Source organism: Ancylobacter mangrovi, from assembly GCF_024752355.1.
Lineage (GTDB): Bacteria > Pseudomonadota > Alphaproteobacteria > Rhizobiales > Xanthobacteraceae > Ancylobacter > Ancylobacter mangrovi.
Genome location: NZ_JANTHZ010000006.1, coordinates 60,805 through 83,032 on the forward strand (window position 1 = coordinate 60,805; position 22,228 = coordinate 83,032).

The 22,228-nt window shown below is 68.8% G+C and carries 19 protein-coding genes; 5 read left to right on the forward strand and 14 right to left on the reverse strand.

Features of this window, described 5'->3' with window-relative positions; translation table 11 throughout:
- Positions 1 to 161 precede the first annotated feature (161 nt).
- A complete protein-coding gene (locus NVS89_RS13935) occupies positions 162 to 1,787 on the forward strand; it encodes a GMC family oxidoreductase (protein ID WP_258733363.1) in 1,626 nt (541 codons plus the stop codon).
- Between the two features lie 26 nt (positions 1,788 to 1,813).
- Here NVS89_RS13935 and mepA read toward each other — a convergent pair whose 3' ends face one another.
- The gene (mepA, locus tag NVS89_RS13940) at positions 1,814 to 2,647 is read right to left on the reverse strand and encodes a penicillin-insensitive murein endopeptidase (protein ID WP_258733581.1); all 834 of its coding nucleotides are present in this window, start codon (positions 2,645 to 2,647) and stop codon (positions 1,814 to 1,816) included.
- Positions 2,648 to 2,744: 97 nt separating this feature from the next.
- Positions 2,745 to 3,776, reverse strand: a complete 1,032-nt coding sequence (locus NVS89_RS13945) for a L,D-transpeptidase (RefSeq protein WP_258733364.1) — start codon at positions 3,774 to 3,776, stop codon at positions 2,745 to 2,747.
- Positions 3,777 to 4,009: 233 nt separating this feature from the next.
- Between NVS89_RS13945 and NVS89_RS13950 the strand changes: the two genes are divergently transcribed.
- The gene (locus tag NVS89_RS13950; RefSeq protein ID WP_258733365.1) at positions 4,010 to 4,393 is read left to right on the forward strand and encodes a PRC-barrel domain-containing protein; all 384 of its coding nucleotides are present in this window, start codon (positions 4,010 to 4,012) and stop codon (positions 4,391 to 4,393) included.
- A gap of 71 nt (positions 4,394 to 4,464) precedes the next feature.
- Here the strand turns inward: NVS89_RS13950 and NVS89_RS13955 are convergent, their stop codons facing one another.
- Together NVS89_RS13955 and lepA are read right to left on the reverse strand one after the other, a co-directional pair.
- Positions 4,465 to 4,650: a YegP family protein gene (locus NVS89_RS13955; RefSeq protein WP_258733366.1), complete on the reverse strand. Its 186-nt coding sequence runs from the start codon at positions 4,648 to 4,650 to the stop codon at positions 4,465 to 4,467.
- Between the two features lie 70 nt (positions 4,651 to 4,720).
- Positions 4,721 to 6,526, reverse strand: a complete 1,806-nt coding sequence (lepA, locus tag NVS89_RS13960; RefSeq protein ID WP_258733367.1) for a translation elongation factor 4 — start codon at positions 6,524 to 6,526, stop codon at positions 4,721 to 4,723.
- Positions 6,527 to 6,628: 102 nt separating this feature from the next.
- Here lepA and NVS89_RS13965 point away from each other — a divergent pair, with 102 nt between their 5' ends.
- Entirely contained in the window at positions 6,629 to 7,264 is a 636-nt protein-coding gene (locus NVS89_RS13965) for an MBL fold metallo-hydrolase (RefSeq protein WP_258733368.1), read from the forward strand.
- 108 nt (positions 7,265 to 7,372) lie between these two features.
- Positions 7,373 to 8,194, forward strand: coding sequence for an MBL fold metallo-hydrolase (locus NVS89_RS13970; protein WP_258733369.1), 822 nt, complete (start codon positions 7,373 to 7,375; stop codon positions 8,192 to 8,194).
- A 317-nt stretch (positions 8,195 to 8,511) separates the two neighbouring features.
- Here the strand turns inward: NVS89_RS13970 and NVS89_RS13975 are convergent, their stop codons facing one another.
- The 3 genes from NVS89_RS13975 to NVS89_RS13985 are packed head-to-tail and all read right to left on the reverse strand — an operon-like array spanning position 8,512 to position 12,898.
- Positions 8,512 to 9,693: a xanthine dehydrogenase family Fe-S subunit gene (locus NVS89_RS13975; RefSeq protein ID WP_258733370.1), complete on the reverse strand. Its 1,182-nt coding sequence runs from the start codon at positions 9,691 to 9,693 to the stop codon at positions 8,512 to 8,514.
- A complete protein-coding gene (locus NVS89_RS13980; RefSeq protein WP_258733371.1) occupies positions 9,690 to 10,505 on the reverse strand; it encodes an FAD binding domain-containing protein in 816 nt (271 codons plus the stop codon). Before NVS89_RS13980 ends, NVS89_RS13975 begins: the two co-directional genes overlap by 4 nt.
- The gene (locus NVS89_RS13985) at positions 10,502 to 12,898 is read right to left on the reverse strand and encodes a xanthine dehydrogenase family protein molybdopterin-binding subunit (RefSeq protein ID WP_258733372.1); all 2,397 of its coding nucleotides are present in this window, start codon (positions 12,896 to 12,898) and stop codon (positions 10,502 to 10,504) included. Before NVS89_RS13985 ends, NVS89_RS13980 begins: the two co-directional genes overlap by 4 nt.
- A gap of 156 nt (positions 12,899 to 13,054) precedes the next feature.
- Between NVS89_RS13985 and NVS89_RS13990 the strand changes: the two genes are divergently transcribed.
- Entirely contained in the window at positions 13,055 to 15,346 is a 2,292-nt protein-coding gene (locus NVS89_RS13990; RefSeq protein ID WP_258733373.1) for a xanthine dehydrogenase family protein molybdopterin-binding subunit, read from the forward strand.
- 11 nt (positions 15,347 to 15,357) lie between these two features.
- On the opposite strand, the gene NVS89_RS13995 is transcribed toward NVS89_RS13990, so the two are convergent.
- The 7 genes from NVS89_RS13995 to NVS89_RS14025 form a co-directional block, all read right to left on the reverse strand.
- Positions 15,358 to 16,077, reverse strand: coding sequence for a phosphoribosyltransferase (locus NVS89_RS13995; protein WP_258733374.1), 720 nt, complete (start codon positions 16,075 to 16,077; stop codon positions 15,358 to 15,360).
- Positions 16,078 to 16,146: 69 nt separating this feature from the next.
- Positions 16,147 to 17,709 carry a GMC family oxidoreductase gene (locus NVS89_RS14000; RefSeq protein WP_258733375.1) on the reverse strand — a complete coding sequence of 521 codons (1,563 nt, stop codon included), beginning with the start codon at positions 17,707 to 17,709 and terminating at the stop codon, positions 16,147 to 16,149.
- A 40-nt stretch (positions 17,710 to 17,749) separates the two neighbouring features.
- Positions 17,750 to 18,247 carry a hypothetical protein gene (locus NVS89_RS14005; RefSeq protein ID WP_258733376.1) on the reverse strand — a complete coding sequence of 166 codons (498 nt, stop codon included), beginning with the start codon at positions 18,245 to 18,247 and terminating at the stop codon, positions 17,750 to 17,752.
- A gap of 14 nt (positions 18,248 to 18,261) precedes the next feature.
- Positions 18,262 to 19,431: an LLM class flavin-dependent oxidoreductase gene (locus tag NVS89_RS14010; protein WP_258733377.1), complete on the reverse strand. Its 1,170-nt coding sequence runs from the start codon at positions 19,429 to 19,431 to the stop codon at positions 18,262 to 18,264.
- A 10-nt stretch (positions 19,432 to 19,441) separates the two neighbouring features.
- Positions 19,442 to 20,389 carry an acetamidase/formamidase family protein gene (locus NVS89_RS14015; protein WP_258733378.1) on the reverse strand — a complete coding sequence of 316 codons (948 nt, stop codon included), beginning with the start codon at positions 20,387 to 20,389 and terminating at the stop codon, positions 19,442 to 19,444.
- 10 nt (positions 20,390 to 20,399) lie between these two features.
- Positions 20,400 to 21,236: a carbohydrate ABC transporter permease gene (locus tag NVS89_RS14020; RefSeq protein WP_258733379.1), complete on the reverse strand. Its 837-nt coding sequence runs from the start codon at positions 21,234 to 21,236 to the stop codon at positions 20,400 to 20,402.
- An 8-nt stretch (positions 21,237 to 21,244) separates the two neighbouring features.
- The gene (locus tag NVS89_RS14025) at positions 21,245 to 22,168 is read right to left on the reverse strand and encodes a carbohydrate ABC transporter permease (protein ID WP_258733380.1); all 924 of its coding nucleotides are present in this window, start codon (positions 22,166 to 22,168) and stop codon (positions 21,245 to 21,247) included.
- Between the last annotated feature and the right edge of the window lie 60 nt (positions 22,169 to 22,228).

Consider the following 22,228-nt stretch of genomic DNA (forward strand, 5'->3'; position numbering starts at 1 on the left):
GGCCGGCGCACCAAACGGCGGTCCGCCCGGCAAGGGCGCGCGGCAGCGACGGGTCGAGCCGGCCGGCGGGCGTTCGCGAACAGCCCTTGTGCCGAATTTCCTGTTGCCCGCGCCCGGCGGCGGCGGTCAGTTTGCGCGCACCGGATTCGACGCAGGTGCCCATGATGACGACCGCCGCCGACACCTATGACTACATCGTCGTCGGCGCCGGCTCGGCCGGCTGCGTACTCGCCAACCGCCTCTCCGCCGATCCGAAGAACCGCGTGCTGGTGCTGGAGGCGGGCGGGCGCGACAACTGGATCTGGTTCCACATCCCGGTCGGCTACCTGTTCGCGATCGGCAATCCGCGCGCCGACTGGTGCTTCAGGACCGAGGCCGAGGCGGGGCTGAACGGGCGCGCCCTGAACTACCCGCGCGGCAAGACCATCGGCGGCTCCTCGGCCATCAACGCCATGATCTACATGCGCGGCCAGGCGGCCGACTACGATCACTGGCGCCAGCTCGGCCTTTCCGGCTGGGGCTGGGAGGACGTGCTGCCGGTCTTCAAATCGCATGAGGACCACTATCTCGGCGCCGGCGAGTTCCACGGCGCCGGCGGCGAATGGCGGGTCGAGTTCCCGCGCCTGACCTGGAAGCTGCTCGACGAGGTGCGCGAGGCGGCGCGCCAGGCCGGCATCGCCCCGATCCCGGATTTCAACACCGGCGACAACGAGGGCTCGTCCTATTTCCAGGTGAACCAGAAGCGCGGCTTCCGCTGGAGCGCGGCGCGTGGCTTCCTGAAACCCGTCCTCTCGCGCCCCAATCTGCGCCTCGAGACCTCCTGCCACACCGAGCGTCTGCTGGTGGAGGACGGCCGCGCGGCGGGCGTCGTCTATCGCCGCGACGGCGTCAGCCACACGGCGCGGGCGCGCGGCGAGGTCATCCTCGCCGCCGGGGCCATCGGCTCGCCGCACCTGATGAAGCTCTCCGGCATCGGGCCCGGCGAGGAGCTCGCCCGGCACGGCATTGCCGTGGCGCTCGACAGGCCCGGCGTCGGCGCCAATTTGCAGGACCATCTGCAACTGCGGATGATCTACAGGGTGTCGGGCGTGCCGACGCTCAACGAGCAGTACCACTCGCTGTTCGGCCGCGCGAAGATGGGGCTGGAATATGCGCTGTTCCAGCGCGGCCCGCTGACCATGGCCCCGTCCCAGCTCGGCATGTTTACCCGCTCGCGCCCCGACAAGGAGCGCGCCGACCTCGAATTCCACGTCCAGCCGCTCTCGCTCGGCAAGTTCGGCGAGCCGCTGCACCGCTTCCCCGCCTTCACCATGAGCGTGTGCAATTTGCGCCCGACCAGCCGCGGCCGGCTGACGCTCGCGGACGGGGTGGGCGCGCGCGCCCCGCTGATCCAGCCGAACTACCTCTCCACCGAGGAGGACCGGCGCGTCGCCGCCGACAGCATCCGCGTCGCCCGGCGCGTCGTCGCCCAGCCGGCGCTGGCGCCCTACGCGCCGGACGAGATGCTTCCCGGCCCCGATATCGACGACAGCGAGGAGGCGCTGGCGCGCGCCGCCGGCGACATCGGCACGACGATCTTCCATCCCGTGGGCACGGCGAAGATGGGCCTCGCTTCGGACCCGATGGCGGTGGTCGACGAGCGGCTGCGGGTGTTCGGCATCGAGGGCCTGCGCGTCGCCGACGCCTCGATCATGCCAACCATCACCTCGGGCAACACCAACTCGCCGACCATCATGATCGCCGAGAAGGCCGCCGCCATGATCCTCGCCGACGCGCGCGGGCGTTAGGCGACGCAGGCGCCCCCGGGTCGCCCTCACTTCGCCAGCAGCACCTGGCGGCAGACGGATGGAAGGTCCTTCAGCATCAAGGGCGGCTTGGGCTTCGGCGGCACCTTGGGCGGCTTCGGGTGGAGGTTCTCGTCAGAGAACCACCAGTCGAGCGCCTCGCCGCAGCCCTCGCCCGGCGTCACTGCCGCCTGCGGCCGGCAGTCCGCGCTGCCGGCAGGGCACGCGAGGCGCACATGCATGTGGTAGTCGTGGCCCCAATAGGGGCGCACCTTCTGCAGCCAGCCGCGCTCGCCGGTGGCGTCGCGGCACAGCGCCTTCTTGATCGCCGCATTGACCAGCACGCGCTCGACCTCGGGGTCCTGCGCCGCCGCCCGGATCACGGCGAGCAGCGAGGGCGTCCACACCTTGGCATCGACGTCGAGCCGGTCCGGCCGCACGATCATCGTCGCCGAGACCTTCTCGCGCTCCTCGCGGGTGAAGGGGCGCCCGGGCATCGGCCTCAGCCAGATGTCGGCGTCGAGGCCCACCTGGTGCGAAGCGTGGCCGCTCGACATCGGCCCGCCGCGCGGCTGCGACATGTCGCCGACCAGTATGCCCGGCCAGTCGGAAACCTGCGGCACCTTCGCGGAAAAACGCTCGAGAAAGGCGATGAGCGCGGGATGGCCCCAGTTGCGGTTGCGCGAGAGCCGCATCACCTGCCAGCTCGCGCCGGTGATCGGCAGCGCCTCGGCGCCGGCGAGGCAGCCCTTCGAATAGAAGCCGATCGACTGCTCGGGCATCGGCGCCGGTCCCTTCTCCGCGCCGAAGAGCTGGCGGGCCGGCACCGTGTCGAGTTTCGCGGACGCCGCCTGCTGCGCCATGGCCGGCGCCGACAGCCCGCCGATCAGGATCGCCGTGCAGACGGCCGCCCGGCGCCAGCTCCCACCCCGTCCCGGCCGGCACGCGTCCATAATGGCCTCAGCTCATCGCCTGCGTCATGACGACGAAATCCTTGGGCGAGCGCGTGTCGGTCGTCGCCGGCAGATCGGTGATGAACATGGTCGAGCCGGGCACGAGCAGGCCGGCGAGCTTCTGGTTGGCTTCCGGCGCCACGGTGATGCGGTCGATCGCCTCCGCCGGCTTGCCGCCCACCACGCCGTTGCCCTCGAACGCCACCGCGGTCCAGGAGACCTCGCCGCCGACCTTCTTCAGCACGTAGACCACGTTGCCGAGCGGCGTCTGCGGATCGGCGATGGTGACCGGCGCGGTCAGCACCTCTTCGCCGTCCTTCAGCACCACGAGCTGCCGGTCGGCGCCGCTGATGACCATCGAGACGGCGTCTTCCGCGTTCACCGGCCCGGCGGCCGGATCGGTCTCGGCCTTGGCCTCGGGGCTCTTGGGCGCATCGTCCATGATCGCCGTGGTCGCGTCCGCCGGCAGGACGAGGCCGGGATGCAGCACGTCGATCGGCTCGGAATGGGCGTCGGCGATGATCACCGGCGTGCCGTAATGGGTGACCGAGAACACCAGCTTGGCGAAGGCGAGCGGCAGGTGCACGCAGCCATGCGAGGACGGATAGCCCGGCAGCCCGCCGGCATGCAGCGCCACGCCCGACCAGGTGAGCCGCTCCGTATAGGGCATGGACGCGTCGTCATAGATCGAGGAATGGTGGTCGACGTCCTTCTGCAGGATCGTGAACACCCCGACCGGCGTCGCGTGGCCGGCCCGCCCGGTGGAGCAGGTCGACACGCCGATCCGCACCCCGTTTCGGTAGACGTAGCAGCGCTGGTCCGGCAGCGAGACGATGATGGCGACGAAGCCCTCCGGCGCGCGGTCCGGGTACCACTCGAACGCGCCCGGCTTGAGCGCGTCGACGTCGACCTCCCCGTCCTTCGCCGGCCCGCCCTGCTGCGCCAGCGCCGCCCCGCCGGCGACGAATGCCCCCGCGCCGCCGAACAGACGAAGGACCTGGCGCCGGCTCGCGCCCGCCAGGTTTCGCTCCGATGCCATTGCCGTGATTCTCCACTTCAGCCGAAGTGAAGATATCCTCCCGCCGCCAGCCGCGCCACTATACCTGTCTTACAGTTCCCCGTTACAGGTACTACGTCAGCACCTTATGTATCCGGAGTTGTTTGTGGTGCTCGGCTAATATTTCGTACGCGCATCTACGAACTTCCGGAACCCGCCGCGCAAAAAGACGTTCTGCCCTCATTGCAGTGCTTCATCCACGAGGGAGGCAGAGAATGCACAGCACACAGCAGAACCTCGAAGCGCGCGAGACCATGACGCTGATCGGGAGCGACAAGGTGGAGGGCACGGCCGTCTACCGTCCGAACGGCGATCGCATCGGTTCCATCGCCCGTGTCATGATCGACAAGCTGAGCGGCCAGACCGCCTATGCGGTGATGAGTTTCGGCGGCTTCCTCGGCTTCGGCGAGGACTACTATCCCCTGCCCTGGTCCCTGCTGAAGTACGACGAGGGCCTCGATGGCTACCTCGTCGACATCACCGAGGAGCAGCTTCGCGGCGCGCCCCGCCATTCCAGCGCGGATGAAGGCGCCTGGGAGGATCGCGACTGGGACCGCAAGGTCAACGACTACTACCACGTGCCGCCCTACGTCATCTGACGCGGCACGCACCTGTCGGTAAGAAGGCCGGGCGCGAGCCCGGCCTTTTTTCGCGCGTCTGGGGGAAGCCGCTATTCCTTTGTCGTGTCGACGAGATCGGCGCCGGGCGCGTTCTTCTTGATCGACTCGATGGCGCCCATGGCCGAGGCCTTGGCCTTGTAGCCCTCCGAGGAGAACATGCTCTCGCCGTTGGACGCCTTGAAGCGGAAGCGGAACTCGCCTGCCTTGTCCTTGTAGACTTCGAATTTGTAAGCCATGCCCCCTGTCTCCCTTCTCGATCAGGTAGGCAGATGTGAGCACGAAATCCGGTGTTTGGGTAGCGTGGCGTCAATCGTCCACTTTAAGCGCGGCGATGAAGGCTTCCTGCGGGATTTCCACCCTGCCGAACTGGCGCATCTTCTTCTTGCCCTCCTTCTGCTTCTCCAGAAGCTTGCGCTTGCGGGTGATGTCGCCGCCATAGCACTTGGCGGTCACGTCCTTGCGCAGGGCACGAATGGTCTCGCGGGCGATGATCTTGGCGCCGATCGCGGCCTGGATCGGGATCTGGAACAGGTGCTGCGGGATCAGGTCCTTCAGCTTCTCGCACATGGCCCGGCCGCGATATTCGGCGCGGCTGCGGTGCACCAGCATGGACAGCGCGTCGACCGGCTCGGCATTGACCAGGATCGACATCTTCACGAGGTCGCCGACGCGGTACTCGGTGATCTGGTAGTCGAAGGAGGCGTAGCCCTTCGAGATCGACTTGAGCCGGTCGTAGAAGTCGAACACCACCTCGTTCAGCGGCAGGTCGTAGGTGACCATGGCGCGCGAGCCGACATAGGTGAGCTCGATCTGGTTGCCGCGCCGGTCCTGGCAGAGCTTCAGCACGGCGCCGAGATACTCGTCCGGCGTCATGATGGTGGCGCGGATCCAGGGCTCGCGGATCTCCTTGATCTTCACCACGTCCGGCATGTCGGCCGGGTTGTGCATCTCGATTACCGAGCCGTCGTTCATCTCGATCTCGTAGATGACCGACGGCGCGGTGGCGATGAGGTCGAGGTTGAACTCGCGCTCCAGCCGCTCCTGGATGATCTCGAGGTGCAGCAGGCCGAGGAAGCCGCAGCGGAAGCCGAAGCCGAGCGCGGCCGAGGTCTCCATCTCGAACGAGAAGCTGGCGTCGTTGAGCCGCAGCTTGCCCATGGCGGCGCGCAGATCTTCGAAGTCGGCGGCGTCGACCGGGAACAGGCCGCAGAACACCACCGGCTGGGCGGGCTTGAAGCCGGCCAGCGCCTCGGCGGTCGGGCGCTTCTCCTCGGTGATGGTGTCGCCCACGCGGGTGTCGGCGACCTCCTTGATCGAGCCGTTGAGGAAGCCGATCTCGCCCGGGCCGAGCTCGCTCACCGCCACCAACTTGGGCGTGAACACGCCGACGCGGTCGACGTCATAGACCGCGTTGGTGCCCATCATCTTGATGCGCTGGCCCTTCTTCAGCACGCCGTCGATGATGCGCACCAGCACCACGACGCCGAGATAGACGTCGTACCAGCTATCGACCAGCAGCGCTTTCAGCGGCGCCGCGCGGTCGCCGTTCGGCGGCGGCAGGCGCGTGACGATGGCTTCCAGCACGTCGGGCACGCCAAGGCCCGTCTTGGCCGAGATCATCACCGCGTCGGAGGCGTCGAGGCCGATCACGTCCTCGATCTGCTGCTTCACCTTCTCCGGCTCGGCGGCGGGCAGGTCCACCTTGTTGAGAACCGGGACGATCTCGTGATTGTTGTCGATCGCCTGGTAGACGTTCGCCAGCGTCTGCGCCTCGACGCCCTGCGAGGCGTCGACCACCAGCAGCGAGCCCTCGACCGCCGCGAGCGAGCGGTTCACCTCATAGGCGAAGTCGACATGGCCGGGCGTGTCGATCAGGTTGAGCGTGTAATCCCGGCCGTCCTTGGCGTGGTAGGACAGCCGCACGGTCTGCGCCTTGATGGTGATGCCGCGCTCGCGCTCGATATCCATCGAGTCGAGCACCTGATCGGTCATCTCGCGAGCGCTCAGCCCTCCCGTCATCTGGATCAGACGGTCGGCAAGGGTCGACTTCCCATGGTCGATGTGGGCGACGATGGAAAAGTTGCGGATGTTGTCGAGTGGCGCTCTGCTCATGGCGCGGCGAGATAGCATTGGCGCCGAGGCGCCACAAGGCGGCTGCCTTGCGCAGTGGCATGTGATCGACCACATTCCCACCGCCTGCCTCAAGGAGTTCCCATGCCCGAGCTGAAGATCGCCGTCGTGCCCGTCACCCCGTTCCAGCAGAACTGCTCGATCGTCTGGGACGAGAAGACCAAGCGCGGCGCGGTGATCGACCCGGGCGGAGATCTGCCGCGCATCCTCGCAGCGCTGGAGGAACTGGAGGTCACGCCGGAGAAGATCGTCCTCACCCACGGGCATATCGACCACGCCGCGGGCGCCGCCGAGCTTGCCGAGACGCTGAAGGTGCCGGTGGAAGGGCCGCATGAGGGCGACAAGTTCCTGCTCGACAACCTGCCGGCCGACGGCGAGCGCACCGGCATTCCCGGCCGCGCGGTCACGCCGGACCGCTGGCTCGCCGAGGGCGACGTGCTCGACATCGGCGGCGTGCCGTTCGAGGTGCTGCACGTGCCGGGCCACACGCCGGGCCATATCGTGCTGGTGAACCGCGCCAACAACATCGCCATCGTCGGCGACACGCTGTTCCAGCGCTCGGTCGGCCGCACCGACTTCCCCTATGGCGACCACGACCTGCTGATCGCCGGCATCAAGTCCAAGCTGCTGCCGCTGGGCGACGCCTTCACCATCCTGCCCGGGCACGGCGCGGCCTCGAACATCGCGCTGGAGAAGCGCACCAACCCGTTCCTGCGCTGACGGCACGAAAGCGCGGCAGATTGCCTAAGGGAAGCGCCACGAAATAGTTACTCGCCCACCGGCGCGCCTGACCGGATGATGAGGCCACACCAGCCCCGGAGTCCCGTCATGACGCGCTTCGTAACCGCGTGCCTGCTCGCCCTTGCCGGCCTCCTGGCTCCCTTCGCGACCGCGCCCGCCTCGGCGCAGGCGGAGCGCTGCCCCAAGCTGGTGGCGGGCAGCCCCTTCCTCGCCCCGCCGGAGCCCCGCGCCCTCCCCGCCGCCTATCTCCAGCCGCGCGAGGTGAGCCTCTCCTATATCGGCCACTCCACCTTCCTGATCGAGACTGTCGGCGGCGTCACGGTGGCGACCGACTACAACGACTATGCCCGCCCCGACGTGGTGCCGCGCGTCGCCACGATGAACCGGGCCCACCTCACCCACTACTCGCTGAACCCGGACCCCGGCATCGAATATGTGCTGAAGGGCTGGCGCGAGGATCGCGACCCCGTCCATTACGACATGGAGGTGGGGGACCTTTGGATCGGCAACCTGCAGACCAACATCCGCGACTGGGAAGGCGGCACGATCCGCAACGGCAACTCGATCTTCGTGTTCCGCGCGGCGGATCTGTGCATCGCCCATCTCGGGCACCTGCATCACCTGCTTACCGAACAGGACCTCGGCGCGCTGGGGCGCATCGACGTGGTGCTGGCCCCGGTCGACGGTAGCTACACGCTCGACGTCGACGGCATGGTCGAGGTGCTCAAGAAGCTGGAATCGCCGGTGGTGATCCCGATGCACTATTTCAATCAGGCCACGCTGGAGCGTTTCCTCGAGCATTTCGCCAGCAGCAAATACGCGATCCGGCGCGAGAACTCGCCCACCCTCGTCCTGTCGCGGGCGAGCCTGCCGACCCAGCCGACCGTCATCGTGCTGCCGGGCCATTGACGGCATTTTAAGGGGCACGGGCGCATAAGGGAGGCGAACGCCGCCTGCGGCCTCCGGGCCGCGATGAATCGCCGTGCGAGGAACCGCCGGCAAGTCGCTGAATCGATCTGGCAGCAATGCCGGCCAAGTCGCGGATTCATTTTCTCCGCCGAACGGCGCAAGTCGATGAATCGATCTGTGCGGAACTCGCTCCAAGAGTCTGATCGGACTCGACGATTTACGCGCGGTTAAAGCAATGGCACAGCGGATATCCGCCCCCGCCCCGCGCTCATGAATCGGCGTCGGAGCCCGGAAGACGCCGAAGCTGAATCGCCGTCTCAGCCGCGCCCGAACAGCCGCGCCAGCCAGCCCTTCACCATCGCCAGCAGCAGCGAGCCGGCATCGAGCGGGGCGGCCTCGGCGGGCGCCGCCTCGCCCTTGATCGCGGCGTTCAGATTGGCGGCAAAGGCAGCCGTCATCCGCGCCGCGAGATCGCGCGCAATGGCGCCGCGGCTCATCTGCGCGAGCGGGCCCTGCAGCACATAGGCGACCTCGACCCGCACCCGCGTCGCCGCGCCGGCCCCGGTCTCCGTGAGCGCGTAGTTGAGCCGCGCCTGCACGCGGGTGGCGCTGCGGCTGTCGACGCCGCGCCCGTCTATGGTGCCGGACCAGTTCGCCGGATCGGCCGCGATCACGCCGGTGCCGCCGAAGGCCGCCTGGATCGGGCCGAGCTTGACCGTCATCTCGGCAACCACGCTGCGCCCGTCGCTGGGCTCGGTGAGGCGCGCGCCGGGCAGGCAGGCGATCACCCGCGCCGGGTCCTGGAACAGCTCCCACACGCTCGCGCGCGGGGCGGCGACGTCGAACTCCTCGACGATCTCCACCGGGTTGCGCAGCGGTTCGGCGACGAAGGGCGCCGCACCCGGTGCCTGCGCGCCGGCGGGTGCGGCCGGCGCCGCCTCCGCCGCGACGCGCGAAGGCGCCACCGGCAAGGCGAGCGGCGAGGCGTAGACCGGCGGCGCCACCTCGCTGCCGCGCGTGACCACCGGCGCCTCGCCCATGCGCTCGGCGGCGACCGACTTGATCGCGCGCACGATGCCGACATAGCCGGTGCAGCGGCACAGATTGCCCGCCAGCTCGTGGCGGATCGCCCCCTCGTCGAGGCCGGGCCGGCGCAGAACGATGTCGCGCGCCATCATCATCATGCCCGGCGTGCAGAAGCCGCATTGCAGCCCGTGCTCGCGGGTGAACGCCTCGCGCAGCCGCGCGGCGACCGGATCGTCCGCCAGCCCCTCGATGGTGGTGATCTTCGCGCCGTCCAGCGCCACCGGATAGGCGATGCAGGAGCGCGCCGGCGCGCCGTCGATCAGCACCGTGCAGGCGCCGCACACGCCGTGCTCGCAGCCCAGATGCGTGCCGGTGAGCAGCAGTTCCTCGCGCATGAAGTCGGCGAGGTGCTGGCGCGGCTCGACCTCGGCGGAAATCGCCCGGCCATTGATCTCGATATGGATGGGCTTCATGCGGAAAGGCTCTCATCTTCCAGCGCCGCGACCGCCTGGCGGATCACGGCCTGGCGCAGGCGCAGGCTGGCAGGGTCGGCGGCGAGCCCGGCCGCGCGCAAGGCGTCGTCCAGCGTCGCCGGGTCGCTTGTCGCCGCCGCGGCGTCGGCGATGACGATCTGGCGGGCCTCGGTCGCGCCGATGACGAGGCGGTGCACGCCGCGCGCCGGGTCGGCGAGCACCGCGCACATCGCCTCGGCGAACTCGCCCACCTTGCGGCAGGACTTGCGGTAGCCGAAGCGCGCCCCGGCCGAGCAGCGCGGCACGAAGATGCCGGTGACGATCTCGCCGTCCTGAAGCGCGGTCTCGAAGGCGCCGAGGATGAAGTCCTCCACCGGCAGCTCGCGCGTGCCCGACGGCCCGGCGAGGTGGACGCGCGCGCCGAGCGCGGCGAGCGTGGTCGGCCAGTCCGCCGCCGGGTCGGCATGGGCGAGGCTGCCGCCCATGGTGCCGCGGTTGCGCACGGCACGATAGGCGATGCCCCGCGCGATGCGGGCGAGGAAGCCCGGCGTCGGGTCGGGCACGGCCCCGTCCTCGAACTCGGCATGGGTGATGCCGGCGCCGAACAACGTGCCCTCGGCCCCCTCCTCGACCTGCCGGAGCGGCGCCAGCCGGCCGACATCGACCAGCAGCGGCGGCCGGGCGAGGCGAAGGTTCAGCATCGGGCCGAGGCTCTGGCCGCCGGAGAGCGGCTTGGCGCCGCCCTGCCCCAGCGCGGCGAGCGCTCCCGCCAGGTCGGCGGGGCGCTCATAGTCGAACCGCGCGGCCTTCACGACACTGCCTCCGCGCCCACGGCTTCGCGTGCGGCGCGTGCCGCCTCCACCGCCTCGCGCACCCGGCGCGGCGTCATCGGCGACATGGTGAGCTCGACGCCGAGATCGGCCAGCGCGTCGTTGATCGCGTTGCCGATCGCCGCCGGCGGCGCGATCGCCCCACCCTCGCCTATGCCCTTCTGGCCGAAGCGGGTGTTGGGGGAAGGCGTCTCCATATGGGCGATGCGCACTTCCGGCATCTCGCCCGCGCCGGGCAGCAGGTAGTCGGCGAAGGTCGAGGCGAGCGGCTGGCCGTGCTCGTCATAGACCATCTCCTCATAGAGCGCGGTGCCGATGCCCTGCGCGGTGCCGCCATAGATCTGGCCATCGACCACCATCGGGTTGAGCAGCACGCCGCCATCCTCGACGATGACGTAGTCGAGGATCTCGACTTCGCCGGTCTCCGGCTCCACCGCGACCACGCAGGCATGGCTGGCATAAGAGAAGGTGCCGGTGTCCACGGTCGGCCGATAGCCCGCCACGAGGTCGAGCCCATCCGGATTGGCGTCCGCCGGCAGGTTCTGCGGCGCGCGGTAGAAGGTGAAGGCCACCTCCTTGAAGGTGACGGAGCCGGACGGGCCGACCACCGCCGCGTCCTCGATCCGCACCGCGTCGACCGGCGCCTGCAGCAGATGCGCGCCGATGCCCTTGATGCGCTCCGCCAGCTTCTCGCAGGCGCTCGCCACCGCGCCGCCCGCCATCACCGCCGAGCGCGAGCCCCAGGTGCCGGTGGAATAGGGCGTCACCGCCGTGTCGCCATGCACCACGTTGACGAGGTCCGGGTCGATGCCCAGCACCTCGCAGGCGATCTGCGCCAGCGTGGTCTCCATCGACTGGCCGTGGCTCTGGTTGCCGACCCGCACCTCCAGCGTGCCGTCCGGCGTCAGCCGGGCGCCGCACTGCTCGAAGCCGGGCACCATGGGGATGCCCCAGCCGTGATAGACCGAGGTGCCATGCGCGCCCTGCTCGCAATAGGTGGCGTAGCCGATGCCGATGCGCCGCCCGTCCGCCTCGCCGCGCTTCTGGCGCTCGCGCACCGCCGCATGGCCGATCATCTCGTGCGCCCGGCGCAGGCTCTCGGGATAGTCGCCCATGTCGAAGTCCTTCCCGGTGATGGACTTGAAGGGCATCTGGTCCGGCCGCACGAGGTTGCGCATGCGCACCTCATAGGGCTCGATCCCGGCCGCGCGGGCCACCGCGTCGATCATCAGCTCCATCGCCGTGCACACGCCGGTGCGGGCGACGCCGCGATAGGGCACGATGGGCGGCTTGTTCGAGCACACCGAATAGGCGCGGCATTTGTAGGACGGCAGGTCGTAGGGCCCGGGCAGGTTCGAGACCACCTGCGCCCCTTCGAGGCAGGCCGAGAACGGGTAGACCGAATAGGCGCCGGCATCGACATGCGACACCGCCTCGAAACCGAGCAGCCTGCCGTCGGTGTCGGCATAGGCGGTCATGACATAGTGGTGCTCGCGGCAGTTCGCGGCGGCGATCAGGTGCTCGCGCCGGTCCTCCAGCCACTTGATCGGCCGGTCGAGCATGAGCGAGGCCCAGGAGCAGCACACTTCCTCGGGCTGGAGCAGCCCCTTCCAGCCGAAGCCGCCGCCGACATCGGGCGCCACCACGCGGATGCGGCGCTCGTCGAGCCCGAGGCATTCGGCGAGCCCCGAGCGCACGATGTGCGGCATCTGGGTCGAGGTCCACAGGCTGAGCTGCTCGATATGCCGCTCATAGACGGCGATGCAGCCCTTGCCCTCCATCGGCGCCATGCACTGCCGGCTGGTGCGCACCTCGCGCGTGACCTTGATCGGCGCCTGCGCCAGCGCCTCGTCGAAATTACGCTCGGCCTGCGAGGTCAGGAACACATTGTCCGGCCAGTCGTCATGGATGCGCGCCGCCTCGGGCCCGACCGCCCGCAGCATGTCGAAATTGGCGCCGAGCTCCTCGTAGTCGATGCTCACGAGCTCGGCGAGATCCTCCGCCTCGGCGCGGCTTTCGGCCAGCACCATCACCACCGGCTCGCCGACGAAGCGCACCTTGTCGCTCGCGAGCGAGGGCTGGGCGGAGACGCGGAAGCCCGGCAGACCGGTCTTGGCGAGGATGTCCTTCACCCCCATCATGTCGGCATGGGTGAAGGCGCGCCCCTTCAGCTCGGGCGGGATGTGGATGGTGCGGATGCGCGCATGGGCCAGGGTGGAACGCACGAAGGCGGCCTCGAGCTGGCCCGGAAATCGCATGTCGCCGATGAACCGCCCACGCCCTTGGAGAAGACGGGCATCCTCCTTGCGGGGTACCGACGCACCAACCCCCCGACGCCCTTCCCGCCGTTCGCTGATCCCCTGCTGGCCGGCCATGACTCCCCCGACTGAACCTCTTGTGTCAGACACTATCTTATTCGATTATCGAGCTTATCACAGGATAAGTGCTGATCTTTGCACAAATAGAAACATTCGCAAGGGCACGGACCGCCGCGCGGGTTGCGGATCGGCTTCGGGCGAGGAGTGGAAGCGATGAAGTTCGGTCTCGGCCAGCCGTTCCGCCGCGTGGAGGATCTGAGATTCATCACCGGCACCGGGCACTACACCGACGATCACCGCTATGAGGGCGAGCTCCATGCCGCCGTGGTGCGCGCGCCCGTCGCCCACGGCGTCCTGAACGGCATCGACGCCGAGGCGGCCCGCGCCATGGAGGACGTGCTCGCGGTCTACACCACCGACGATCTCGAGGCCGACGGCATCGGCTCGCTGCCGGTCGTCATCGTGCTCGACCATGCCGAGGGCGGGCGCATGCCCCTGCCCGCCCACACGCTGCTCGCCCGGGGCAAGGTGCGCTATCTCGGCGAGCCGGTCGCCTTCGTGGTCGCGACCTCGGCCATGGCCGCGCTCGAGGCGGCCGAGGCGGTGGCGCTCGACATCGACGAACTGCCGGCGGTGGTCGAGCCCGCCGCCGCATTCGCGGACGACGCGCCGCAGCTCTTCGACGAGGCGCACGGCAATCTCGCGCTGCACTGGACCCTCGGCGACCTCGGCGAGACCGACGCGGCGCTGGCCGCCTCCGACCGGGTGGTCGAGCTCGAGCTCGTCAACAACCGCATCGTCGTTTCCTCCATGGAGCCGCGCAACGCGATCGGCCTGTTCGACGGCGAGAGCGGCCAGTTCACGCTGATCTCCGGCACCCAGGGCAGCCACATGATCCGCGCCTGGCTGTTCGAGGCGGTGTTCGGCCTGCCGGGCGAGAAGCTGCGCGTCATCACGCCGGATGTCGGCGGCGGCTTCGGCATGAAGGCGATCCCCTATCCCGAGCAGGCGCTGGTGCTCTACGCCGCCCGCAAGCTCGGGCGCCCGGTGCGCTGGCAGTCGAGCCGGGCGGAGGCGTTCCTCTCCGACACGCAGGGCCGCGACAACTACTCGACCGCGAAGCTCGGCATCGATACCGAAGGGCGCTTCACCGCGCTGAAGGTGGAGACGCTGGCGAGCTCGGGCGGCGCGCTCTCGGCCTTCGGCGTCTATTGCCCGACGCTGTCCGGCCCGCCCATGGCGCCCGGCGTCTACCGCATCCCCTCGGTCGCCACCGACGTGCGCATCGCCTACACCAATAACGCGCCGATGGACGCCTATCGCGGCGCCGGCCGGCCGGAAGCCGCCTACCTGATCGAGCGCCTCGTCGACAAGGCGGCGCGCGAGCTCGGCCTGAGCCCGGCGCGGCTGCGCGAGATCAACATGATCGCGCCCGAGGAGATGCCCCACAAGACGGCGACCGGCGTCAGCTACGATTCCGGCGACTTCGCCAACGTCATGCACGCCGGCATGAAGGCCGCCGACTGGGACGGCTTCGAGGCCCGCCGCGGCAAGGACGACGGCCGGCTGCGCGGCATCGGCCTCGCCTACTACATCGAGCGCACGGGCGTGCCGGGCAAGGAGGGCGCGGCGGTGGAGATCAGCGCCGCGGGGGATGTGACGGTGCATGTCGGCACCCAGTCCACCGGCCAGGGCCACGAGACCACCTATGTGCAGATGACCGCCGAGACGCTCGGCATCGATCCCGCGCGCATCACGGTGAAGACCGGCGACACCGACCAGCCGATCCCCTCGGCCGGCGGCACGGTGGCCTCGCGCTCCATGGTGCATGGCGGCGGCGCGATCCGCCTCGCTACCGGCGCCGTCCTCGCCAAGGCCAGCGAGGAGGCCGCGCGTATGCTCGAGGTCGACACGCGCGAGCTCGAATTCGACGACGGCGCCTTCCGCGTGCCGGGCACCAACCGCCATGTCGGCATCCTCGACGTGGCGGCGAAGGCGGGTGGCATCGAGGGGGTCGGCGATTTCGAGCAGCTTGCCGGCACCTTCCCGAACGGCGCGCATGTGTGCGAGGTCGCCGTCGACCCCGAAACCGGCGTCATCACGGTCGAGCGTTACACCGTGGTCGATGATTTCGGCCGCACGCTCAACCCGCTGGTGCTGAGCGGCCAGATCCATGGCGGCATCGCCCAGGGCATCGGCCAGGCGATGATGGAGCGCACCGTCTATGATCCCGAGACCGGGCAGATGCTGTCCGGCTCGTTCATGGATTACGGCCTGCCGCGCGCCGAGGACCTGCCCTTCTTCGACGTGTCGACCCGGAACACGCCCTGCACCACCAATCCGCTCGGCATCAAGGGTGCGGGCGAGGCCGGCGCCATCGGCGCGCCGCCGGCCTTTGTCAACGCGGTGATCGACGCCCTCGCCCCGCTCGGCATCGAGCATCTCGACATGCCGCTCACCCCCTCCCGGGTGTGGGAGGCGATCGAGACGGCGAAGGCGGGCTGAGGGAAAGACGGCTAGGGCACGTCCGGCAGGGTGGCTGCGTCCGGCCACCAGCCGTCGGCGACGAGGTCGAAGCGCGGGCAGCCATAGGCGGCGCGCACCCGCTCCGGCGCCAGCACGCCCGCCATGGCGGCGACCCAGCGATTGGTCTGCTTCATCGCCACCACCAGCCCCGCCACCTCGGCGCCGGCCCGCGCCACCAGCCGGCAGGCGGCGAGCGCGGTCGCGCCGGTGGAGATGGCATCGTCCACCAGCACCACGCGGCGCCCCTTCACCAGCGCAAGCAGGTTCGGGTCGAGCCGCAGCCGCTTTCCCGCCTCGGGCGAGGTGATGGAGGATACCGGCTCGGAGAGCTCGTCCGCGTACCAGAACTTCTTCGAATAGCCGAGCGGCACATAGCGGGGCTGGCCCAGCCGCTCCGCCACCAGCGCGGCGAAGGAGAGGCCGAGCGTCGGCAGGCCGATCACCACCTCCCCGCCGAGCCCCCTCGCCTCATCGGCCATGGCGTCCGCCAGCGCGGCGACGACGGCGTGCGAGGCCTGGTTGGCGATCAGCGAGGCGACGGCGTGCGCGCCGTCCGGCAGCCGCCGCAGCGGCAGCACCAGCACGCGTCCGTCCGGCAGCGTGACCGGATAGCCGAAGCGAAAAGGCGGGCCGGCCGAGAAGCGCGCGGGCACGCGGTCCGTCAGCTCCTGCCAGTAGTCCAGCGTCGGTTCCGTGAAGTGGTCGTCCACCTCGGCGCCTCATGGAAACGGCCCCGGCGAGTGCCGGAGCCGGCCGCGTTCAATCGGACAGGCGGGCGCTCAGAGCTCGCCCGCCGCCATCTGCTTCGCCATGAAGTCCGCCTGCCGGATCGCCAGCGCGACGATGGTCAGCGTCGGGTTGCAGGCGCCGCCGGTGGCGAAGTTCGAGCCGTCGGTGATGAACAGGTTCGGCACCTCCCAGGCGCGGCAATTGCCGTCGAGCACGCCGTCCTCGGGCTTCGCCGCCATGCGGTTGGAGCCGAGATTGTGGCTCGCCGGATAGGCCGGCGCCTCGATCGAGCGCTTCGCCCCCGCCGCCTTGTGGATGGCGGTGAGCTGCTTGTAGCCGTGCACGCGCATCTTCAGGTCGTTCGGGTGGTCGTCATAATGGATGTTGGCGACCGGCACGCCATAGGCGTCGACCTCGTCGGTCAGCGTCACCCGGTTGTCGGCCTGCGGCATGTCCTCGCCGGACATGAAGATGCCGGCCATGTTGGCGTATTGCTCGATCACCGAGACGAAGTCGCGGCCCCACCAGCCCGGATCCATGAAGGCGGCGGTGGTGGGCAGGCCCATCGAGTTCATCTCGATATAGTAGCCGCCGGCGAAGCCGCGGCCGGGGTCGTGGCGCACGAAGTCGTCGATCATGCCGCCCATGATCTCGCCGCGATGCATGTAGACCGGCTTGTCGAACACCGACCACACGGTCTGGATCAGGTGGCGCAGATAGTGGCGCCCGACATGGCCGTAGCCGTTGGCGAGGCCGTCCGGGAACCGCGCGCTCTTCGAATGCAGCAGCAGGCGCGAGGATTCCACGCAATTGCCCGCCATCACCACGGCGCGCGCCTTCTGGCGATGGGTGACGCCGGCGGCATCGACATAGACCACGGCCGAGGCCTTGCCCGCCTCGTCATGCTCGATCTGGACCGCGCGCGATTGCGGGCGCAGTTCCAGCTTGCCGGTGGCGAGGCCGCGCGGGATCTCGACATTCAGCGTCGACCAGCGCGAGCCGACCTTGTCGCCGGTGATGGTGAAGCCGTCCTGCGTCGTCGCCGGGCGGCCGTCATAGGGAACCGAGTTGATGGCGTGGCGGCCGGTCGAGACGTTGAGGCCCAGCGCCGACGCGCCGGCATACATGACCTTGAAATTGTTGTTCGCCGGCAGGCCGGGCAGCCCGTTGGTGCGGGTCACGCCCATCTTCGCCTCGGCGAGGTCGTAATAGGGCTCGATCTCCTCCAGCGTGATGGGCCAGTCGATCAGCGTGGTGCCGGGGATGTCGCCATAGACCGTCTTCGCCCGCATCTCGTCGGCGATCAGGCGGTAGCAGCAGGCGGACCAGTGGGTGGTCGTGCCGCCCACCACCTGGCAGCTCCAGCTCGGCGCCGTGGGATGGTCCTTGGCGACGCGCCAGTTGCCCGAGGAGGTGCGCTTGTCGAGCCAGGACAGCATCTCGTAGCCGCCCCACTCGTCGTTGACGAAGTCGTCCGGGGTCAGGTGCTTGCCCGCTTCCAGCAGCACCACGTCGATACCGCGCTGCGCCAGCTCGTTGGCGAGCGTGCCGCCGCCCGCTCCGGAACCGATGATGACGACGACGCCATCGTCGTCGAGTTCGTAGGCCGTCATGAGAGTCTCGCTCCGAAATCGCTAGGTCAGGCTCGCGTGATCAGACGCCGGGCGGCGGATCGGGGAGCCAGTCGAGGTCGTTGAAGCCGCGCTTGACGTAGCCGCCGAGATGGACCGAGGCGCCCTCGTAGCCGAAGGCCTGCCACACTTCGAGGTCGTCATAGAGGAAGCGCACCGTCGAGCGCTGCACGAGTTGGAACGCCGTGGTGGCCTCGATCCCCTTCAGCACCTGCAGGCGGTAGCTCTCGGTCAGCTCCAGGAACGCCATGGGCAGCGCGCCGTCGACGAGGTCGACGAACTCGGCGAAGGTCTGGGCCGCGCCGGGCGCCTTGGCCGCCATGGCGTCGAAATGGAACACCGTGCGGCGATAGACCCGCTCGGGCAGCCCCTCATGCGGATAGAGCGTGCGCGCCACCGCCACCAGCGTCTCCGCCACATGCGGGTCGAACAGCGCGAGCGCCTTCACCCAGTCCGCTCCCTCCGGCAAGTCGACGGGAGGAGGAAGCTTGGGATCCTTGTGGGCGGTGATGGCGGACATCGGTCGCTCCAGTCTCAGTTCTGCGTGGGAAGCTGCTGCTCGGGCGGCAGCCAGGCATTGATCGCCACGGTATGCTTGGCGAGGTCGGCGGAATGACGCTCGCGCGCGTGCTTCTCGGCGGCGAGCAGGCGCGCCCGGGTCGGCTGGAAATGCGGGACTACGTGGCGGGCGAACAGCTCGTAGTGGCGGAGCGTCGCCTCCCGGTTCGCCCAGTCATGGGCCAGCATCAAGAAGCAGCCGAAATCCCCCGCCCGGTCGGCGAGACGCTGGAGGAACGCGACCGCGTCGTCCGGCGTGCCGATGACGCCGATGCCGGTCTCGTTCATCCAGGCGATGCGCTCCTCGAACGTGTCGCCCACCGCGGTGATGGAGGGCATGGCGATGGTCTTCTGGGTGTATTCGCAGAAGGCGTCGAAGCCGTGGCGCATGTCCTCGACCGCCTGCTCGCGGGTCTCGGCGACATGGACATTGACGACGAGGCGCCAGCGGCTCGGGTCCGGCGTGTGGCCGGCCTTGATCGCCTCCTCGGCATAGACGTCCCAGTGCAGCGGCGGCGCCGGCTCGCCGAGCTTGGGCGAAATCACGCCGGTCGACAGCAGGCCGAGCCCGTGCTTGCCGGCGATGCGCGGGCCCGCCTCCGAGCGCGTGGCGGCGACGCAGACGTCGAACATCGGGTCGGTATAGGGCGCCACCTGGCAGAAGGCGTTGACCAGTTCGTAGCGGTCGGTCTTCACGCTCACCGGCTCGGCGGTGGTGAGCAGCTTCATCAGCACGCCGAGATCTTGGTCGAGCGCGGGGCGAAGCGTCGAGGGCTCCAGCCCGAACATCGCCGCGTCGCTCGGCAGGCCGCCGGGGCCGAAGCCGGCCATGAAGCGCCCGCGCATCAGGTGATCCAGCAGGATCATCCGGTCGGCGACATGGTAGGGGTTGTGATAGGGCAGCGGCACGATGCCGGTGCCGAGCTTGATGCTGCGCGTCTGCGCTGCGGCATAGGCGAGGAACACCATCGGGTCGGCGATGATCTCGCTGCCGGCCGAATGGTGCTCGCCCACCCAGGCCTCGTCATAGCCCAGCTCGTCGATCCACTTGATCGTCTCCAGATTGCGCTGGAGCGAGGTGGTGATGTTCTGCGTCGGCGGGGAATTCCACGGCGGCATGAAGACGCCGAAGCGGGTCCTGGTCATCAGATCTCCTTCAGCGCGCCGCGAGGAACCGCTTGGGCAGCACGCAGTGAATGCCCTTGTTGCCGTCGACCGTCTGGGTGACGCGCAGGTCCGCGCACAGCGAACACAGCGTGTAGGCGTCCTGCGCCGACAGATCGGTCATCTCGCGGATCAGCGCGATCATGTCGCGCAGCGCGATCTTGGCCGCGTCGTCGAGATCGGGATCGAAGGCCATGGTGATCCACGTATCGGCCTTCTCGGCGCGCGGCGTGGTGAGCGTCATGTCCTTGCGCACATGGAATTCGAAGGTACCCGTCAGCGCGGTCTCGATGGCGGTGAGGCACACCTCGCCGTCACCCTGCCGGCCGTGCCCGTCGCCGGCCGAGAACAGCGCGCCCGGCGTGAAGACCGGGAAGTAGATGGTGGAACCGACGCCGAGTTCCTTGTTGTCCATGTTGCCGCCGAAGACGCGCGGCTCGGTGGAGGAGAGCCGGCCCCATTCCGGCGCCGGCGCGACGCCGAAATTGCCGAAGAACGGCTCCAGCGGCAGCTCCTGGCCCCAGGGCATGGTGGCGACGCCACGCTCGCCGTCGACGCCGAAATGGATGCGCCGGAGCGTGGGGAAGTCCTCGGGCAGCGTGCCGAGGAACGGCATCTGGATGTTCCAGCCCCAATCGGCGCGGAAGCTGATCGCCTTGAGCCGCACCTCCAGCACGTCGCCCGGCTCGGCCCCCTCCACGAACACCGGGCCGGTGAGCAGGTGCGGGCCTGGACCGCGGAACGTGTTCTCGAACACCTCGCGCTGGCCCGGCACGGGGGTGAAGCCGAGCGTCGGGTCGGGCATGTCCTCCGGCTCGCCGGAGAGCGTGTCCATCACCACCGTGTCGCCTGACTTGATGGCGAGGGCCGGCTTCAGGCTGGCGTCCCACTGGCCCCAGTTCACCGTGCCCGGACGGGCGGGAAGATAATGTTCGGCCATCTCGTCCTCCTCAGCCCTTGACCGCGCCGAGCGTCAGCCCGCGCACGATGTGGCGCTGCAGGATGAAGACGACGATGAGCACGGGAACCAGCGCCGTCATGCCGACCACAGCCATCTCGCCCCAGCGCACGCCCTGCGAGGTGATGAGCTTGGGGATCGAGACCGGCAGCGTATGAACATTGTCGCCGCCCAGCATGAAGGCGAACAGGAACTCGTTCCACGCGAAGATGAAGCACAGCACGCTGGTCGCCACGATGCCATTGCGCAGCAGCGGGAACACCACGCGGCGGAAGATCTGCACCTTCGACCAGCCCTCCAGCGCCGCCGCCTCCTCCAGCTCCACCGGCAGGTCGCGGCAGAAGGAGCGCAGCACCCAGACATAGAAGGACAGGTTGAAGGTCATGTAGGCGAGCGTCAGGCCGAGGAAGGTGTCGAGCAGGCCGACCTTCGCATAGATCAGGTAGAACGGGATCACGAGGCACACGGGCGGGGCCATGCGCGAGCCGAGGATGAACAGGAACAGGTCGTCCTTGGCCTTCATCTCGAAGCGCGCGAAGGCATAGGCGGCCGGCGTGCCGATGACGACGACGAGCGCCGTCGACACCGTGCACAGCACGAAGGAGGTCAGCAGGCTCCAGTGGAAGCCCTGCTCGAACACATAGGTGAAGTGGTCGAGCGTGGGCACGAACAGCCACTGCGTCGGGCGCGCGAACATGGCGTCGTTGGGCTTCACCATCATGGTCGCCATCCAGAAGATGGGGAACAGCATGATGGCCGCGTAGACGATGACGATGGTGGTCCAGAACAGACCGCGCGAGCCCTCGGGGCGATTGACAGCTTCAGCCATGTTGGACCTCAGAAGGCGTTCAGGCGCTTCTTCGCGACCTGGTAGAAGATTGTGCAGAAAGCGAAAAAGGCGATCCACACCAGCACCGCCAGCGCCGAGGCCTCGCCGATGTTCCAGAACTCGAAGGTCATCTTGTTGGCGAGGATCGAGGGCGTTTCGGTCGAGGTGCCGGGACCGCCATTGGTGAGGATGTAGATGGTGTCGAACACCTTGAAGGCGTCGATGAAGCGCAGCAGCCCGATCACCGCGAGCAGCGGCGTCATCATCGGCAGGGTGATGTGGAAGAAGATCTGCACCGGGTTGGCCCCGTCCACCGCGGCGGCGCGGTAGGGACCCAGCGGCAGCGCCTGCAGGCCGGCGAAGAAGGCCAGCATCATGAACGGCGTCCACTGCCAGATGTCGACGAAGATCAGCGCGTAGAGCGCCAGATCGGGCGAGGCGAAGACCGAGGTGTCGGTCAGGATGTTGAAGCGCTCCAGCACGTTGTAGGAGAAGAACCCCCACGAACCGGCGAGCATGATCTTCCACAGCAGGCCGACGACGATCGGCGCCATCATGGTGGGCATGAACAGCAGCGGCACCAGCACCGAGCGCCCGCGCACGTTCTGGTTCAGCACCAGCGCGCCGATCAGGCCGAGCATGAATTCGATCGGCACTGCGATGAACACGAAGGTCGCGGCGACGCCGATCGAGTTCCAGAACCGCTCGTCGGACAGCAGCGTGGCGTAGTTGTCGAACCAGATGAAGTCACGCACCCGGCCGAACTTCGCCTGATGGAAGCTCAGATAGATGGCGTAGATGAACGGCACCAGCGAGACGACCACCAGCATGATCATCGACGGGGCGATCAGAATATAGGGGTACCAGACGCGCTCGCGCAGCCCTTGCGGAGTGGACACATGGGCGGGGGCGGCCTCCGTCGTCGCCGACATGAACGTCTCTCCGTGACGGTTCGAGAGGATCGCCGACCGGCACGGTCACAGGTGACCGGC

Excerpts from the sequence above, each read along its gene's own strand:
- NVS89_RS13935 (WP_258733363.1), top strand. The coding sequence starts at position 162 with ATGATGACGACCGCCGCCGACACCTATGACTACATCGTCGTCGGCGCC.
- mepA (WP_258733581.1), bottom strand. The coding sequence starts at position 2,647 with ATGGCGCAGCAGGCGGCGTCCGCGAAACTCGACACGGTGCCGGCCCGC.
- NVS89_RS13945 (WP_258733364.1), bottom strand. The coding sequence starts at position 3,776 with ATGGCATCGGAGCGAAACCTGGCGGGCGCGAGCCGGCGCCAGGTCCTT.
- NVS89_RS13950 (WP_258733365.1), top strand. The coding sequence starts at position 4,010 with ATGCACAGCACACAGCAGAACCTCGAAGCGCGCGAGACCATGACGCTG.
- NVS89_RS13955 (WP_258733366.1), bottom strand. The coding sequence starts at position 4,650 with ATGGCTTACAAATTCGAAGTCTACAAGGACAAGGCAGGCGAGTTCCGC.
- lepA (WP_258733367.1), bottom strand. The coding sequence starts at position 6,526 with ATGAGCAGAGCGCCACTCGACAACATCCGCAACTTTTCCATCGTCGCC.
- NVS89_RS13965 (WP_258733368.1), top strand. The coding sequence starts at position 6,629 with ATGCCCGAGCTGAAGATCGCCGTCGTGCCCGTCACCCCGTTCCAGCAG.
- NVS89_RS13970 (WP_258733369.1), top strand. The coding sequence starts at position 7,373 with ATGACGCGCTTCGTAACCGCGTGCCTGCTCGCCCTTGCCGGCCTCCTG.
- NVS89_RS13975 (WP_258733370.1), bottom strand. The coding sequence starts at position 9,693 with ATGAAGCCCATCCATATCGAGATCAATGGCCGGGCGATTTCCGCCGAG.
- NVS89_RS13985 (WP_258733372.1), bottom strand. The coding sequence starts at position 12,898 with ATGGCCGGCCAGCAGGGGATCAGCGAACGGCGGGAAGGGCGTCGGGGG.
- NVS89_RS13990 (WP_258733373.1), top strand. The coding sequence starts at position 13,055 with ATGAAGTTCGGTCTCGGCCAGCCGTTCCGCCGCGTGGAGGATCTGAGA.
- NVS89_RS14000 (WP_258733375.1), bottom strand. The coding sequence starts at position 17,709 with ATGACGGCCTACGAACTCGACGACGATGGCGTCGTCGTCATCATCGGT.
- NVS89_RS14005 (WP_258733376.1), bottom strand. The coding sequence starts at position 18,247 with ATGTCCGCCATCACCGCCCACAAGGATCCCAAGCTTCCTCCTCCCGTC.
- NVS89_RS14010 (WP_258733377.1), bottom strand. The coding sequence starts at position 19,431 with ATGACCAGGACCCGCTTCGGCGTCTTCATGCCGCCGTGGAATTCCCCG.
- NVS89_RS14015 (WP_258733378.1), bottom strand. The coding sequence starts at position 20,389 with ATGGCCGAACATTATCTTCCCGCCCGTCCGGGCACGGTGAACTGGGGC.
- NVS89_RS14020 (WP_258733379.1), bottom strand. The coding sequence starts at position 21,236 with ATGGCTGAAGCTGTCAATCGCCCCGAGGGCTCGCGCGGTCTGTTCTGG.
- NVS89_RS14025 (WP_258733380.1), bottom strand. The coding sequence starts at position 22,168 with ATGTCGGCGACGACGGAGGCCGCCCCCGCCCATGTGTCCACTCCGCAA.